General features: G+C 46.3%; 9 protein-coding genes. 4 read left to right on the top strand and 5 right to left on the bottom strand.

Features of this window, described 5'->3' with window-relative positions:
• Positions 1-252 precede the first annotated feature (252 nt).
• From Q0N89_RS03970 to Q0N89_RS03960, 3 genes are all read right to left on the bottom strand, one after another.
• Positions 253-627, bottom strand: coding sequence for a hypothetical protein (locus Q0N89_RS03970; protein WP_294033596.1), 375 nt, complete (start codon positions 625-627; stop codon positions 253-255).
• A 77-nt stretch (positions 628-704) separates the two neighbouring features.
• The gene (locus tag Q0N89_RS03965) at positions 705-2057 is read right to left on the bottom strand and encodes a glyceraldehyde-3-phosphate dehydrogenase (RefSeq protein ID WP_294033594.1); all 1353 of its coding nucleotides are present in this window, start codon (positions 2055-2057) and stop codon (positions 705-707) included.
• A 232-nt stretch (positions 2058-2289) separates the two neighbouring features.
• Complete coding sequence (locus Q0N89_RS03960) at positions 2290-3354, bottom strand: NUDIX domain-containing protein (RefSeq protein WP_294033592.1); 1065 nt, start codon at positions 3352-3354, stop codon at positions 2290-2292.
• Positions 3355-3647: 293 nt separating this feature from the next.
• Here Q0N89_RS03960 and hemP point away from each other — a divergent pair, with 293 nt between their 5' ends.
• Entirely contained in the window at positions 3648-3809 is a 162-nt protein-coding gene (hemP, locus tag Q0N89_RS03955) for a hemin uptake protein HemP (protein WP_228143766.1), read from the top strand.
• Between the two features lie 198 nt (positions 3810-4007).
• Here hemP and Q0N89_RS03950 read toward each other — a convergent pair whose 3' ends face one another.
• Entirely contained in the window at positions 4008-9077 is a 5070-nt protein-coding gene (locus Q0N89_RS03950; RefSeq protein WP_294033590.1) for a translocation/assembly module TamB domain-containing protein, read from the bottom strand.
• A 46-nt stretch (positions 9078-9123) separates the two neighbouring features.
• Positions 9124-11775: an autotransporter assembly complex family protein gene (locus Q0N89_RS03945; RefSeq protein WP_294033588.1), complete on the bottom strand. Its 2652-nt coding sequence runs from the start codon at positions 11773-11775 to the stop codon at positions 9124-9126.
• Positions 11776-12095: 320 nt separating this feature from the next.
• On the opposite strand from Q0N89_RS03945, the gene Q0N89_RS03940 reads away from it, so the two are divergent.
• The 3 genes from Q0N89_RS03940 to Q0N89_RS03930 all read left to right on the top strand — a co-directional run bounded on the left by Q0N89_RS03940 (position 12096) and on the right by Q0N89_RS03930 (position 16601).
• Positions 12096-13427, top strand: coding sequence for an MFS transporter (locus Q0N89_RS03940; RefSeq protein ID WP_294033586.1), 1332 nt, complete (start codon positions 12096-12098; stop codon positions 13425-13427).
• Positions 13428-13551: 124 nt separating this feature from the next.
• Positions 13552-14370, top strand: coding sequence for a hypothetical protein (locus Q0N89_RS03935; RefSeq protein ID WP_294033584.1), 819 nt, complete (start codon positions 13552-13554; stop codon positions 14368-14370).
• Positions 14371-14444: 74 nt separating this feature from the next.
• Complete coding sequence (locus Q0N89_RS03930; protein WP_294033582.1) at positions 14445-16601, top strand: alpha/beta hydrolase; 2157 nt, start codon at positions 14445-14447, stop codon at positions 16599-16601.
• Positions 16602-16624 lie beyond the last annotated feature (23 nt).

Here is a 16624-nt window from a genome sequence, read left to right as displayed (position 1 = left end):
CACAGTTTGGCAGGTTTTGGGGGATTATTGAGCAGACAAAGCAAAACCACCAAATTGGGTTTGGTGGTTGAGTATGATAATGATGCACACAATTTACTCAATCAAATTTTTGACATCATCCGATATATAAATAAGAACCGGTTGAATGAATTTATCCATGTCATACAAGTCAACAATTTGTTCTCCCGCTCGCGATTAAAGCTCATACATATCATCATTAAAAACCATCATTTTATCAATCCCCCAAATTCCTTATTCATAAATAAAAATATCTTCAAAGATAAATGTAGTTCCCAATGGGGCTTTTAAAGCTTTAAAATCAGTCGTAAAACTATCTAACTCATAAAGATAACCATCTTCATCAACTGATAATTCCAAAAATACCTTTCTACCATCTGTATCAAAAGTTGTAACTTCGATTAATGGCTTACCATACAATCGCTTGTGACGACACTCACGCAAAAATTGCATTGACCCCATACCGCCATCATCAAGCAATTCCACGACAAAAGTTTGTGAAATTGGCAAATCTAGCTTAAATGGAAGTTGGCACATACCAAGCAAATACTTAATCAATCGCAATTCGCACTCGGACAATAAGCGTGGTGGAGATAAACTTTGCTTCATTGTTATTCCTATTAACCATGAAAACCACCAAACAGCTTTAGCCATTTGGTGGTTATATCAATCAGTAAGACTGATGATTAGTAACGCACGCCTGCCATTTCTTCGGCGACACGGATAACTTGGGTGCTATAGCCCATTTCGTTATCGTACCAGATGTACATGGTCGCACGGTTGCCGCTGGCGATGGTGGCTTTGGCATCAAAGATGGCGACTTTTTCAGAACCAACGAAGTCTGTTGAAACCGCTTCAGGTGAATCTGAGTAGTTGATTTGCTCTTGCCATTGTTCGCTTTGGGCGACAGCCTTCATAAAGGCGTTTAGCTCATCAGCTGTACCCACTTCTTTTTCGAAGTTTAGGTTCAAAATAGCCAATGACACATTTGGCGTCGGTACACGGATGGCGTTGCCTGATAGCTTGCCTTTAAGCTCTGGGATGGCTTTTGATACCGCTGATGCTGCACCTGTGCTGGTCATCACCATGTTAAGTGGTGCAGCACGACCACGGCGGTCGGCTTTGTGGTAGTTGTCCACGAGATTTTGGTCATTGGTGAATGCGTGAACGGTTTCCATATGACCATTGACCACACCAAAGGCATCGTGTAGGACTTTTAGTGTTGGGGTGATGGCGTTGGTGGTGCAGCTGGCGGCTGAGACGATTTTGTCATCGCCGATGGTGCTGTGGTTCACACCATAGACCACATTTTTGATGTCGCCTTTGGCAGGTGCGGTTAGTAGCACTTTTGCCACGCCTTTTGATGCTAGGTGCTTGCCTAGACCTGCTTCATCTTTCCATTTACCGGTGTTGTCGATGACCAGTGCATTATCGATACCATAGGCGGTGTAGTCGATTTCGCTTGGGTCAGCTGCATAGATGACTTGGATAAAGCGGCCATTGGCGATGATACCGTTATTGGCTTCGTCAATTCTCACGCTACCGTCGAACCAGCCATGCACTGAGTCACGCTCAAGTAGGCTTGCACGCTTGGCAAGGTCGCCTTCGCCTGCCGGACGCACGACGATGGCTTTGAGCTGTAGGCCTGCTGATGATGCAGGACGGCTCATCAATAGGCGCGCTAGGATGCGACCGATACGACCAAAGCCGTATAGCACGACATCTGTCGCTGCCGCTGTGCCTTGGGCGAAGTCCGCTGCTGATTTGCCTGCTTTGATGGCTTGACCTAAGTCGATACGAGCGGTGGTGTTGCCTTGAGCGACTAGGCTTTCTGCCAGTGCCAATGACGCTGCCACATCCACACCATGCTGGTCGTGCAGTGCTAGCACTTTGGCGACCGATAGTGCCACACGCTCACCAAAGAATGAAACGGTTACATCTTTTGCTGCAAGCAGGCTCAACGCTGCGATAAGCTTGGCTGCGGTTGCTTCTTGGGCTTGGCGAGTCGCCAGATGAGATTGGTACAGATTAGCAGACATATTGCCACCTTTTTTCAATGATAAAATCAGTTTGGGAGAACCGATAATGCGATTTGGCACATCATCGGCATAAAAAAAATTGCTTAATCGACAAGATTGTAAAACAAAATGACTGCCGACGCAATTTTAATCAATTTAAAAAATGACGATATTTATTAAATTAATGTTAATGATGTGCAAATTGTATATATTTTGGGCAAATTGCGGTTGATTTAATGGTTTTCCATCATTATCACCCAGCCATCATCCCACGAATCCCTGCAATCGCCACCGCACCATTTTCGCAAGCCGTCCGCTCATCCGATAAATCAAGCCCACCCAAAGCAATCGCAGGCATACTCAATCGCCCTGCCAACTCGCCAAATCCCTGCCAGCCCAGCACCTGCACAGTTGGATGGCTTTGGGTCATCTTCACAGGCGACACCATCGCACCGATGACACGGGCATGGCGTGCCAAGTGATTGGCAAGCATCGCTTCATGCGTATCATGGACACCAACAAGTAGCGGTAAATCCTTTGGTAAGCCTGTTGGCAAACGCTGTGCAAAATCCGTCATCCGCCCCTGCATATCCACACACTTACTCAAAGTCTGTGCGGATAATTTGACCATCACGGCACTGTTTATACCATCAAATTCATCACGGTACGCCAGATATAAGTCATCTTTGATCACCATACGAATGTCAGTGCGGTGCGTGCCGATGGCTTGATACAGCTGTCTTGCCACCGCCACATCACTCTGTGGGCGTAGATAGAACCAAGCTTGATTGGGTAGATGAGCTACATAATACTGCACAAACTCATCTATCGTACCAAAGTGCGACAAACCGTGCGAAATAATCAGCTTGTCAGCAAGCGTCAGCCAATCTAAAATCCGCACATTCGCCGCAGGTAAACGCTCGCCACTCATCAGTAGCTCATCCATGCTTAGCCAGTGTAGTGCTTGATTCTCACAGCCGTGCGTGCGATAGCGAAATGCGTGGTACTGTGCATTGGTTAGATGTACTTGATAAATGTATAATTCAACAGACTTATCCGTATAATCATGGACAATCACACCAAAACGAACCAACTGGTCGGTTTGTAACACAAGTCCGATTTCTTCGCCCACTTCTCGGATGAGTGCAAGCTCTGCCAATTCGCCCTGTTCTATCTTGCCACCGACGAACTCAAGCTTACCGCCTTGATGCTGATGTGCTTGACGCATAGCGAGCAAAAATTCATCCTGATAGCGAATCACCGCCACAGCGACACGGATAATGGGGTTATCTTTGGGGGTTGTTTGATGGGTATTCATAATGATAATTGTAATTAATTCAATTGGTTATAAACTTTTTTGATAAATTTTGCCAATTTTGGTGATTTAAATTTGCAATTTATCAAAAATCTGCTATCATAAACACAAATGATAATTATTATTGTTTAATAACAAATAGCATTTGATAGATGATTTCACAAACTAGCTATTTGCAAATTATGCAAGCAATAATCATCATTGATGCGCTCGACGCAATTTATGTTCATCAGTATTAGCTTACGGCTTGGGATAACCACCCATCACCCGTCAATAAAAGGAAAATCGCCATGACTATGACCATCGCTCGCTACTTCAGCAATCGTGAAAGCACTCGCCTACCGACGCTGTATTCACAAAATCTATTTGCCATGACTAAGGAAGTCCGTATCGAGCATCAAGGTGAAGAATATCGCCTGCGTCTAACTCGCAATAACCGCTTGATTTTGACCAAATAATTTGTCAAACCATAATTTTAAAACCAAATTGTCGCTTGATGATGGTTCGAACTAATTTAAACCACTAATTAACGACAATTTAACAGCTTTCTCCAAAACCCAAAAAGCACTGTCATTCGATGGTGCTTTTTGGGTTTTTGCTTTGTCATCGTTTGGTTTGGCTATTTCTAATAAATCAATACAAGCCATTGAAATTTATTAGAATTTCCAACGATAAATCACATCCACCATGTTCTCGGCGGCGCTGGTTGCTTCGACATAGACTCGGCGGGTCAGCTGATAACGCATCGATAGGCTTGATTCGGCATTGAACACACCCACGCCATAGCGAATGTACAAATCAGGCGTGATGTAGCCGGTGACATTGACATTGGTGTCGCTTGAGTTGCCTGATGCATCGATGGTGAGACTCTGTAGCCCTAGCGCTTGACCGATTTGGTTGGTCAGATTGCGAGTGCCTGACAAGCCAAGACTTAAGCCTGCTGCCGCAAGCTGATTGGTGACTTGTGAGCGAAAGCCCTGTTCGGTGATTTGAGAGTCGTTTGATTCACTGATACGCCCTGTGACGAGCGCATTCATCGCTTGCTGTTCGGTTAGGCCTGCATCGTTGAATACCACGATTTCGGGGGCATTTACTGTACCACGAATACGCAGACCGATGGTTTGACCTTCGATTTGTTTTTCGCCTTCGATGGATAGGCGTGGATTGAGCAAATCGCCATTAAAGCGGATTTGAGCATAATTAAGCTCAAGATTTTGCCCAATGCCGTCAATCTTGGTACGCTTGGAAACCTGCACCACGCCCAGCGCCTGCATTGCCCCTTGACCTGACTGTGTCAAATGTAGCGCACCTGCCAGTGGCAAAGTTGCCCCAAAGCCACGAAACTCGACATTTTTGCCCAAATCCACACCGATATTAGCATTGATACTCCACGGCTCAACTTTGGCAAGGATTTTATCGACATTGCCCGAGATACGGCGGTCAAGCACGGTCACATCAGGCGACTCGCTGACGATGGTCGCTGTCGTCTCAGGTGGGCGGATGGTCGCTGTCGGGATGCTGACCACGCCTTGAACATCGACATATTTGGATAATGGCTTGACGATAATCTCAAGGTCAGGGCTGATTTGCGAGACCACAAGCGGTGGCTGATTGACCGCGAGATTTTCGCCTGAGATACCAAGCTTGGCTTGGATTTCTTGAGACCAATCCAGTCCGCCTGTGAGTACGCCTTTGCCATCACCACTATTAAAGCCACCGGTCAGCTCGGCACTTGTACCACGAATATTCATGGTGGCATTGATGTCGGTCAGCACCATTGGCACGCCGACAATCGCAAGCGAACCTTTATCAAGATTGGCATTGCCATAGAATAATGGCTTAGTCAAAGTACCACCCAAGCCCCCAGCAAGACTGACCTTGCCTGTCAGTGCTTGCAGATTTGGGAAAAATGGTCTGAGTACCGCCAAATTCATATCATTCATCACCAGCGCACCTGAGATTGGCTTGGTGTCTTGATACGGATTGATGATGACATCAGCATAGCCTTGACCTGCCACGCCTGAGACATCGGTGCGGATTTTTAGCCCTTTAGCGACACTTTGGGCAATCAGCGAGAATCGCTTGTACGGCATCTCGACATAGCCCGTATCATCCGATGTCAGCCCCAGTCGTCCATCGTCAGAGTACAGCACTGCATCCACGACAGGCTCGCTGCCTTTTTGCCAACTGACCTTAGCACGGCCATTGAGCAATGACTGCCATTCGATATCGCTTGGTAGTGCCGCTGAGAATACTTGGGTGTCAAGATTTTGGATAACTACATTGACATTGCCTGATGTCGGCGTGTAGCTGAGCGTATCTTGTAGGCAAATCACGCCCATGCCTGCATCAGATGAGCGAGCCGTCTGCCAGCAATGCGGTGCGACATACACGCTACTGTCATTCATCCCATAGCTAAACTCGGTCGGCTGACGCTGTGCCATCACCCCAAATCGGCTCTTGATGCTACTATCAGACAGCACGCCTGTGTATTTCATGGTGTTACGGTCAAATGAGCCTTGTACCTTGCTACTGGCTTCGATATCCCCGCTTTTGGTAGCAACAGACAGTACATGGTTGCTTTCTGTTCCCGAAAAATCCACGCGAGCCGATTTGATGACCTTACCCATGACAATGATGTCATTGCCCTGCATGAGTAGCTGACTGTCGGTATTACCAAGATTGATGACCTTGCCGATGACTTGGGCATTTTGGATAACTAGGCTTGGCGCACGCACCCCTGATGCCGCCATATCAATGTACAAAGTCGGCAAGGCATTATCATCATTAATCAAGATAATACCGCCTTGGATAGCGCCTGCTGTCTTATCGACAATCTGCCCCAAATCAACAATATTCACACTCGTGGTCAGCTGAGATTCATCGCCTGTGATGGCAAGATAATTTTCGCCAATTTGCACTTTAAGATTATCGGCATTGAGTTTTTTGATGATGCTTTGGGTTTGGCGAGCATTGGCGTCGATACGGCTACGCAAGCTCAATAGCTCATCTTTTGAGCGGGGGCGATGGCTTGCCGCCTTGATACGATTGATATAGCCTTGCAAATCTTTTGGCAAAGCAAGCTCGGCATACAGCGAGCCTGTGGCGTTAAGCTCTCGCCCATTGAACTGTCCTGTCAAATTCAAATCATCCACTCGGACAATCTGCACGCTACTGCCCCAATCGCCACCAATACGCACCTTGCCCGTCATATCCGTGCTAAGCTGTTTGACAAATGCGCCCAAATTCAGCGATGCCATATCCGCATCCAGCTGCCATGCCACGCCGTTTGACAAATCCAGCCAACCGGTGGCATCAAGCTTGCCTGCCTGCCCTTGATGGCTAAAGCGATTGACCACAAACTTTGAGCCATTGCCCTTAGCGTCAATCGCCACCGTGCCTGTTGGTAGGTTTTTGTTTAGCACACTGCCGTCGAATTTGAGCGTAACATCACCAAGCTTGCCTGCGCTGTATTTACCCTGTGATGACACATCGCCTGTGATGGTCGCAATTAGATTGCTGTCTTTGACAAATTTGGCGGTATTGACTTCATCCAATCTACCCGCCATATCCCAGCTAATACCATCAGCCAGACCAAGCTTACCTGCCAATGATACTTTGCCTGAGTCATTGGTTAGCACCGCACGGCTAAACTCAAGCGTATTCAAATCGCCTGCGACAGTGACACCGATGGCAGATTTGGTGAGTTCGGGCAGATAGTTTTGGCTAAGATGACCATCAAATTTGGCACTTAAGTGATTGATTTGGCTATCTTTTAGGCGGATGATGGCATCACCTTGACCCGATAACTGCACTGTCTCGCCTGTCAGCATTTTCGCCGTCAAATCGCTATCTTTGATATCAATCTCATGGACGCCCACACCCTTTTCATCTCGCATTCGCCCTGTGGCGATGATACGCCCTGCGATTTGGCTAAATGGTGTCTGCTCTGGCGTATCAAAATAGGCATTGGGCTTGATTGGGCTTACGGTAGCATCAATCTGCCAAGTCAAAGGCGTGGTTGTGGTAGCAAATTTAAGCTGACCTGTGCCAACAAGCTTACCCATACCGCCTTGATATTGAAAATCAGTTAAATTAACCGTTTCGCCTTTTTCGATATTGGCATTGAGCGTATAGCGACCACTTGGGGCAGCGTTGAGCTTTGTGATATCAGCACTTGCCGTGATAAAGGTACGCCCTTCTTCTAGGCGGATACTGGCGTTGCCTTGACGACTGTCAATCTCGCCAATCTGCGGGACTTGGCTACGGCGCAGATTTGCCCAGCTGGCATCGATACGCCACGGCACATCAGATTTGGATTGGTTCTGGGCAAGGGTGGCGTGCACCGTTTCACCATCACGCTGTGCTAGGTCAAATTCAAATCGGGTGTCATTGCTCGCCTTATCAAGTAAGCGATATTTGACCCCAAGCGACCCTGTCAAAGTCTGTGGCAGATAGGCTTGATAATCTTTGTACTCAATCGGCATGACTTCACGGACTTTAAAGCCTTGTCCTGTGATGGTCGCATCCAGCTCAAATTCATCTGACCACTCCATCTTGCCACGAGCTGTCAGCTCACCGCTGGGCGTGCTTGCACTCAAAAAATCAATATCCATACCGCCATCACGCACCACGCCACGACCACGATACCGACCAGACGGTATGTCTTTGGCGTTTAGGTCGGTATTGATGCGTAATTCGATATTTGACACCACGCCATCGGCAGTGATAGTGCCATTGAACAGTGTGATGTTTTGCTCTTCGGCATACGGTAGTAGCACATGGTCAAAGTCAAGCTTGGCGCTAAATGGAGAATTATCATCCAAGCCCTGCGCAATAAAGCTACCTGTGATGTCATGCTGATTGTATTTGCTGGTCACTGTCCCTGTGGTACGCTTGAGCGAGCCACCTGCTTTGACAGACAGTGTGTCAAAATACACATCATCAAGCGCCTTGATATGTACATCGGCTGTGGCATCAAGTGGATAATCACCCGATAAGTCAATCTGCCCTGTGGCATTGGCAACGCTCAAGGTGTCATCATAGCCAAGTGCCGCTTGTTCAAGCGCAATCTTTGAGCCTGACCACTTGGCATCTGTCACGCTAATATCGTGCAAAATCACAGGCTTGGCGTCGGTTTGTAGATAGCGGACTTGCTTGACTTTGGCATTTTCAAGGTGCAAAGTCACAGGCAGACTGATGGTCGCATAATCAAACGGCTCGCCAGTTGGTGGTTTTTTGTTCACCACTTCGATAGTGTCAATATCGGGATTGACCAGATGTACTTGGCGTGCCAAAACAGCTCGCCATCCCAGCTGAATGTAGGCTTTATTGACATGGACGGTGATGTCTTCGCCTTGTGCGATTTTGACATCGCTGACCCACAGACCATCACGCAGATTACCCTGACTGTATTTGAGCGTCGTGCCGGTTTCGGTGGCGATTTTTTCGACCAAAAATTTTGTACCACTCTCTGTCCCTGCGGCATACAACAAAGCCAGTAGCAAAATCATCACCGCCACCATCGTGGTGATGATAAGACGCAGTAAATACACAAGCCAAGTACGCTTTGGTGGATTTGGCTCGTTTGGATTGTTTGAATTGTTTGGGCTAGTTAACTGATTTGGTGATGGATTGGAGATATTGCTAGAATTTTTGGCAAAATCATCCCCCAAATCAGCACTAAGCGTCTGATTATCAGTCGGTAGGATAGGTTGATTTGCCATAAAAATCCTTAACTTAAGTCATCAAAGCACATTGTAACCGATTCATCTAAAAAGGTGAACCAATAAAAAAGTGCAACTTAATCGGCGTGCCTTCTTCTTTGACCCCTGTCGCGACATCCACCCGAAGCTGTCCCACTGGTGATGCCCATCGCACGCCCACGCCTGCGCCGATTTTGGTATCGTTATTAAAGTTTTTGTCATAGGCATTACCGATATCAGTAAATACCGCTAAGCGCAAATCCTTCATCACTTCATAATTATACTCAAGACTACCCACTGCTAAGGCTTGACCGCCTGTCAGATAGCCCGCACTTGACACAGGCGATAAGCTGTTATAGTTATAGCCACGGATGCTTTGGTCGCCCCCTGCAAAAAATCTTAGCTTATACGGTACTTTGTCAAACTCATCCGCCCAAATATAGCCTGCGTCCAAACCTGCCACGAGCTGATGCGCACGATCTTTGCCATAAGTATTGTCCCCAAAGCTATATACGCCGCTAATGCCTGCTCGTGCTATCGCCATATCCGTCTCACTGACCATATTGCCTGAGCCGACCTCTAGTGAGTAGTACTGCCGATAGCCACGCATTGGATTCACCAAGTCATCAGCTACAGTTTTATTGAGCGCAACCCCTGCTAAGAGCGCTTCTTGGCTAACACCCCCTGCGACATAGTCCACGGGCAAGTCCTGCCAAGTATCCTGTGGCGCCTTACTCTCCAGCTCATCCATGCGATAGCGCAGTGAATAGGTACGATTCCAGCCATTTTTTGTGATAATATTGCGGCTAATACCCTGCTCTAGTGTGCGAGTGGACAAATCTTCAGCACCTGCTTGGGCGATAACTTCTTCTTCATATCCAAGACTTGCCTGCAATTTATCATTGAGCGGATGGGTCAATGGACGAGAGCCATACAGCTTAGCACCTTTTTTGTCTTGAGACAATCGCAGCTCAACACCTGCTTGATAGCCATCACGGTTGATGAGATTGTGCTCAAATTTTGAGATCAGGCGTGCGCCAGTGTCTGAACCCCACCCCAGACCAATTTGTCCATCGCGCGGCTTGTCTGATGCCACAAAGACATATAGGGGGACTTTTTTGTCTGCATAAACTTGATTGGGTGTTTTTTTGTCTGCAAGCTCAGGTCGCTTACCATCCTCCGCCAAATCAAACGGCACGCCTTCGTCTTTGGTCTCATCGGGTAGCACCGCCTTGACGACATTACTCACCGCATCACTGATACGCCCCAAGATTGATTTGTTGGTATCTGCCGTGTCAGATGGCAGGACTCGATCATCTGGCAGATTATATAATGCTGTCGCTTTTAGGCTAATTTGTGATAATTTATCCTTAATTGCTTCTGAAGCGCTAAATTCAATCGGTGCAATCTCAGCAGTCATACCACCGCCCAAATCCACCGTCTGCGTCACAGGCTCGCTACCTGCATCAGCCATGGACTCAAATCCAACTTGATTGGCAGCTTGGTGCTCAGGATATACAGACTCGGTATTGACCGCATTAAAATAACCTGTTGCAAGCAAATCATTCGACAGCTGTCTGACCGCCTGGCGGTTGTAGGCGTCGCCCATCTCAAAGGTCAATAGTTTTTTGAGCAATTCTGGCTTAACAGGCAACTTATTCGGATCGGTAGTCAGCTGTTTTGTGGTAGGATCCATCGTAAAAAATACCACATTATCAAACTGATATTGCACCCCTGTATCATAGACCAAGCTAACATCGGCAATATTATCAGGCAAAATCACATCCACGGATTTATTGAGCCATTTACCATCCAAGAACCCTTGCTCGCCACTGACATCTTCAATGGCGAATTTACTGGCTTCATACTGACCATGATCAAAAATATCGCCTGGTTGCATGGCGGAAGAATTGACGATTCGCTGATAATCAGGATTGGTTGCGCCATCGCCACGCACTTCTAGCGCACGATTATCCACTCGTACAGGCTCACCGATGTCATTGATGATGACATTGATCTCGCCACTGGCTTTTTTGGTGATGCTTAAATCGACATTATAATACCCCACCGCACGAGCTGCTGCATGCGCCGTCTGTCTTAGACGAGCTACCGATCCTTGAAAGTCCGCCACAGAATCAACCGTGATGTCTTCGAGTGCTGCTTTGATATTTTGATAGGGTTCTTGCTTGATATCACCGCGTTTGAGCTCAGTTGGGACATTATTCCCCTGCCCATTAGCAGTATCCGCCTGCAAAAAATGCACTTTTAGGCGGGGAACTTTACTCACCCCATCATTAAATAGCTTATCATAAGCACGGCGTAAGACATTGGGCTGCTTAGGCGCATCCTGCGTCACCACCGCTTGAGTGGGTGTGCTATCACTATGCACATATTCAGGGATATACGCATCTGGATTGATGCCTTCTTGGTCATCATAGCCAAGTGTTGTTCTATTATCGGGCGTCACAACAAACCCCGATGTCGCCACATCCAGACCAAGCGGCACTTGATCTGTGCCTATTTGCGAAACGGGTGTCGTTGTTTCAGTTGTAGCATTAGCACTGATGGCAGCGACAGCTTGTTGGCGCGCTACAGTGAGCCTAGCATCAATCTGTGCTGGCGTTAGTAGCGTCAGTGGTTGCTGTTCGGCTGCTTGCGTGGCTATATTATCGGTATCACTTGCTGAGTCAGCCTGCATCGCCATGGTTGATTGCACCATCAAAGGCAAGCAGGCCATCCATAATAAGGATGGTCGAAATCGGCAGCACGACTGTTTTGATGGCTTAATCATAACACACTCATAAAAATCATCTAATGTCAATGATATATTTGAATATTTATTGTCCAAAATGGTTAAAATCATAACAAAAGTTACAATCAACCGCAGTGATTTTTGTTATTATAACAAAATTTCAAGGCTTGGCAGGCATTAAATCCCAAACTTTTGGCGTATTTTGGGCGCTGATCGCAGATTAAGCGACACTGTAACACAAAATGCCATCAAAGCCAAACCACACCCATTTTGCAGAATACTTTTTTATGGCAAGTCAGCTTACTTTATTTCGTCGCCGTGCGTTTAACTCAATGTTTTTTACCCAATTTTTTGGGGCGTTTAATGATAATGTCTTTAAACAAGCATTGATTTTGATGCTGACCTATTCAGCCGCTGTTAAGCTTGGCATGGAAGTCAGCTTGCTTAACAATCTTGCTGCATTGCTATTTATATTGCCATTTTTTCTGTTTTCTGCACTGGCAGGACAAATCGCTGATAAATATGAAAAATCTTGGCTGACTCGTTGGATCAAGCTGATCGAAATCATCATCATGATCGTTGCTGCCATTGGTCTGATTTATGAGATTTATTGGTTGCTTTTTTTGGCATTATTTATGACTGGCACCCAATCAACTTTTTTTGGTCCAATCAAATACGCCTATCTGCCTGAAGCGATGCATAAAGACGAATTGGTCGGTGCTAATGGGCTATTTCAGACCAGTACTAGCCTTGCTATCTTGATCGGTATGATGACAGCAGGTGTGCTGACTCAGCTGTATTTTTCAGAATATTGGCTTAGCGCTGTGCTAATCACCGTCTCACTACTTGGCTATTTAGCTGCTCGCCAAATCCCCATAACCGTCGTTCATGCCTCTGACTTACGCATCGATTGGAATATCTTTCGCACAAGCTTCTCTATCGTCAGATATCTACACAGCTTACCACTGCTATTTTTTATTATCATGGGCAATAGCTGGTTTTGGTTCTATGGGGCGACTTTTTTGACCCAAGTCCCCGAAGTCACCAAAGTTGTGCTACACGGCGATGAGTCCGTGGTGGTGTTTTTATTGACGCTATTTTCTGTCGGTACGGCAGTCGGCTCGTTATTATGCAAAACACTGACCAAAAACCAAGTCAGTTTTCGCCTATTACCCATCGGTATCGCAGGCTTGAGCATCTTTGCTGTGGCGCTATATTTCTCACTTTCTCAAGTACACATCAGCCCAAGCACTCTGCCATTTAGCGTCAGCGAGCTACTAGAAGTCGATGGTGTATTAGCGGTATTTATTGAGCTATTTATGCTTGGTGTCTGTGGCGGCTTGTACATCGTACCACTATATACTAGCATGCAAGCTTATGCACCAGTTGAGCATCGTTCACGCGTTGTCGGTGCCAATAATATCTTCAATGCGATTTATATGGTCATCTCTGCCATCTTTGCCATCGTGATTTTGACCTTACTTGGCTTGGATTTGGGTCAGCTATTTTTGACAGTTGGGGTGATTAATCTGATTTTTGGCATGGTATTGTTCAAAAAACTCATGCGCTACAAAGATAGTCTGCCAATCAATACTGATGGTGAGCCGCTACTTGGTTAGCGATAATGCTGTGCAACAAAATCACAACAATTTATGCAAATCCATTGAAAAAAATTTACCCCAAATCACCCAAAAATCTGTTATGATTCTTAAAATTTTTCAATTCACTTATTTGGATGTATCTATGAAAAAAATTGCTCTTGGACTATTGGCTACTGCCATCATCGCAACTACCACCGCACAAGCTGCCACCCAAAGCCCACGCCTACGCGGTGAGCTGACTCAAGGTATCAACCACGCAGGCTTGCCAAATCAGCTGAAAAGTCCAGTTCGTGGTCTACCTGCACCAACCGTCGCAATCAGTGATCTAAAAACCATCCCAACCGTGCTTGTACCTGCCAACAAATCAGCATCTGTGATGATGGATGTCACCTTGATGGATGAGTTCTTGGACGACATCGCCCCAAATGCTCGTCACTACCCAACCAACTTCCCATCACGCACCGCTGAATATGTTGCCAAAGAAAATATTAAGTATCTATCAGACTGGATTGAGCCACTGGCGACTGCACCAGATGCATCAATCGATGTGCTTCTGCGTGCCGCCAAAATCAATGGCATGGCTCGCAATATGAACATCGGCACGGATTACACATTGCGTGCATCAGCACACATGCAAAAAGCACTACAAGTTGATCCAAATAATGCAGAAGCAAACTTCCTACTTGGTATGATGCTATCAGAAACTGGCGCATTCAAAGAAGGTCGTAAATACTTGGATAAGGCAGCATCACTTGGTTTTGTGGAAGCTGAACAAAGTATTGCCCAAGCTGATCTTTTGAGCGATAATAAGAGTGCAGCACTAAAGCGCTTGCGTGACTTGGCTGCCAAAAATCCAAACAATGCACAAATCGCTGAACAAATTCGCCTAGTCGAAAGTGGCAACTTCTATATTTGGAGTATTGCTGATAACAATTTGAATATCAAATCTATCGAGCAATAATCATCCTTGATAAACCACTTAAAATCCGCATGGCGTGCTATGCGGATTTTATGCACTTTTAAGATGGTGATTTTATGAAAAGCGTTCGCACTTTGGCTGTTGCCATTGGCACTTTAGTTTTAACAAGTTGTAGCGGCTTACACACTGCCAATCATGTCCCTGCTAAAGTGCTTGAACAAAATCGCAGTAGCATCGTGACCAGCAGTACCGTCAGCTCACAAACTCGTTCGGTGTTACTATCATCAGGATTTAATCAAGATAGCTGTCTTGCCGATCTTGACGCTTGTTTGAGTAGCATTGACCACAGTCTGCTTGCCGCCGATCAAAAGCGCCTATTGAGTACCTTTGCTGAACTCTACTACGCCCATGCTGAGCAGCTCGCCGCTCGTGATGAGTGCCGTACCGAGCTTGATAGACCGCCTATCGATGAATATTACACCAATCAGCCACCAAGCCCACAAGAGCTACAACAAAGAAAGCAGCTTCAGCTTTCGTGCATACAAGAGTATCGTGACGCATTGTATCAGACCATCAAGTATAGCTATGCATATATCTTTTATCCAGAATTGACACACACTGAGCGGACAGCTGCATTCGTCGATGAGACCGATGTACGCACTCAGGATTTATACCATCTTGCGATTAACGGCATCATTGCACAGCTATATCGCCAAGATAAAGGGATTTTTTTGGATGCGACGATTCAGCATTATCCACTTTCAAACCCTACTCTTGATCCCATCTATCATCAAGCACTACTTGCAAAAATCACCACAAAACAAGCTCAAGGTGACCAAAGCCTGATATTACACATCGAAAATCATCCTGATTTTTTGGGGAAAATCGCTCAATCTCGTGAAGCGACTTTTTCTGAGATGATTTCAGCCTATGACACCAGACTTGCCAAGCTTGATATCAGCTCGCGGCGCTCTGGCTTAGGGGTGAGTTTTGTTGGTTCATTTCATGATCGCTACACTGTCAATATCACTGACAAGCTTGGCAATCATACCGATAAGCCAGTGCCTAGCCCCAACAATCCACAATACGATGCCCGGATCCATCAGCTAGGACATATGCTCGTCACAGCACTAATCCTACCAAAAGGTGATAACATTGATGAAGTGCTAAATAGCCATGATTTTTATGCTTATCAATTTGACCCAAGACAGCATAAAAGTATTGAAGTTTTGGGCAAGCAGTATCCACTATCGGCTAATTTCTCGGCAGGCTATGCGCTATGGCTGTCTGAAAATCAGCTTAAACAGCTTAGCATCCTAAATATGCTTGCCAAAAAAGACAGCATTGCCCTACCACAACTGTTCATGCTTGAGCCTTATGACCCCAACCAAAAAGTCGTCATCATGCTACATGGCTTGGCATCTAGTCCTGCAACGTGGGTCAATCTTACCAATACACTGCTATCCGACCCCGAGCTGAACGAACGCTATCAGGTGTGGCAAATTGCGTATTCGACCAACTTACCCATTTTAGAAAATCGCTACCAAATCGCTAAGCTCATTGAGCACAGCTTTGCCAGTGTCGATCCGACAGGTGATGATGTAGCCAGTCATAATGCCATCTTGATTGGGCATAGCATGGGCGGTGTCATCTCACGACTGATGGTGTCCGATGATAAGCTGATGCCCAAGCTACAACAGCTAGAAAGTAAAGACCAACGCAAACTGTACAACCAAATGAGCTATGCTCAAAAACAAGCACTCGAACAGCGGTTCACGCTCAATGCCCTGCCGCAGGTAGATACGGCGGTGTTTTTGTCTGCGCCGTTTCGTGGGACGGATTATGCCGATCGCTGGTTCACTCGTGCAGCACGACGCATCATTCACTTACCACTTGATCTCACCCAAATGGTCGGTAATACGCTGATGAATCTGGGTGAAGATGATAACAGCGTGCTGGGTTCGTTATATCTACAAAATGGTGCAAGTCAGCTATCAGATCGCTCATCGTTTGTGGCACTGACCAAAGATGTGCAAATTCACCCAAAGGTAGCATATCACACCATCATGGGGGATAACAAAGGCATCCATCAAGCAGGCGATAGCGTCGGTGACAAAATCTCTGATGGTATCGTGCCGTATAGCAGTTCGCACCTAGATGGCGCAACCAGCGAGACCATCATCACAGGCAGTCATAATATCCACGAAAACCCAAAAACCATCCTACAACTGCGCAAGATTTTGTATGCACATCTTGAGCAACGGTCTGATTAAGTCTGTTTAAGCCCGATTAACTC

The sequence above is a fragment of the uncultured Moraxella sp. genome (assembly GCF_945873075.1).
Lineage (GTDB): Bacteria > Pseudomonadota > Gammaproteobacteria > Pseudomonadales > Moraxellaceae > Moraxella.
The sequence above is the reverse complement of the archived record's forward strand: the minus strand, read 5'-3'. Positions and strand labels throughout refer to the sequence as shown.

What these genes read in the sequence shown, in the direction of transcription:
- hemP (WP_228143766.1), top strand. Translation starts at nt 3,648, where the DNA reads ATGACCATCGCTCGCTACTTCAGCAATCGTGAAAGCACTCGCCTACCG.
- Q0N89_RS03950 (WP_294033590.1), bottom strand. Translation starts at nt 9,077, where the DNA reads ATGGCAAATCAACCTATCCTACCGACTGATAATCAGACGCTTAGTGCT.
- Q0N89_RS03965 (WP_294033594.1), bottom strand. Translation starts at nt 2,057, where the DNA reads ATGTCTGCTAATCTGTACCAATCTCATCTGGCGACTCGCCAAGCCCAA.
- Q0N89_RS03930 (WP_294033582.1), top strand. Translation starts at nt 14,445, where the DNA reads ATGAAAAGCGTTCGCACTTTGGCTGTTGCCATTGGCACTTTAGTTTTA.
- Q0N89_RS03960 (WP_294033592.1), bottom strand. Translation starts at nt 3,354, where the DNA reads ATGAATACCCATCAAACAACCCCCAAAGATAACCCCATTATCCGTGTC.
- Q0N89_RS03935 (WP_294033584.1), top strand. Translation starts at nt 13,552, where the DNA reads ATGAAAAAAATTGCTCTTGGACTATTGGCTACTGCCATCATCGCAACT.
- Q0N89_RS03940 (WP_294033586.1), top strand. Translation starts at nt 12,096, where the DNA reads ATGGCAAGTCAGCTTACTTTATTTCGTCGCCGTGCGTTTAACTCAATG.
- Q0N89_RS03970 (WP_294033596.1), bottom strand. Translation starts at nt 627, where the DNA reads ATGAAGCAAAGTTTATCTCCACCACGCTTATTGTCCGAGTGCGAATTG.
- Q0N89_RS03945 (WP_294033588.1), bottom strand. Translation starts at nt 11,775, where the DNA reads ATGGTGCAATCAACCATGGCGATGCAGGCTGACTCAGCAAGTGATACC.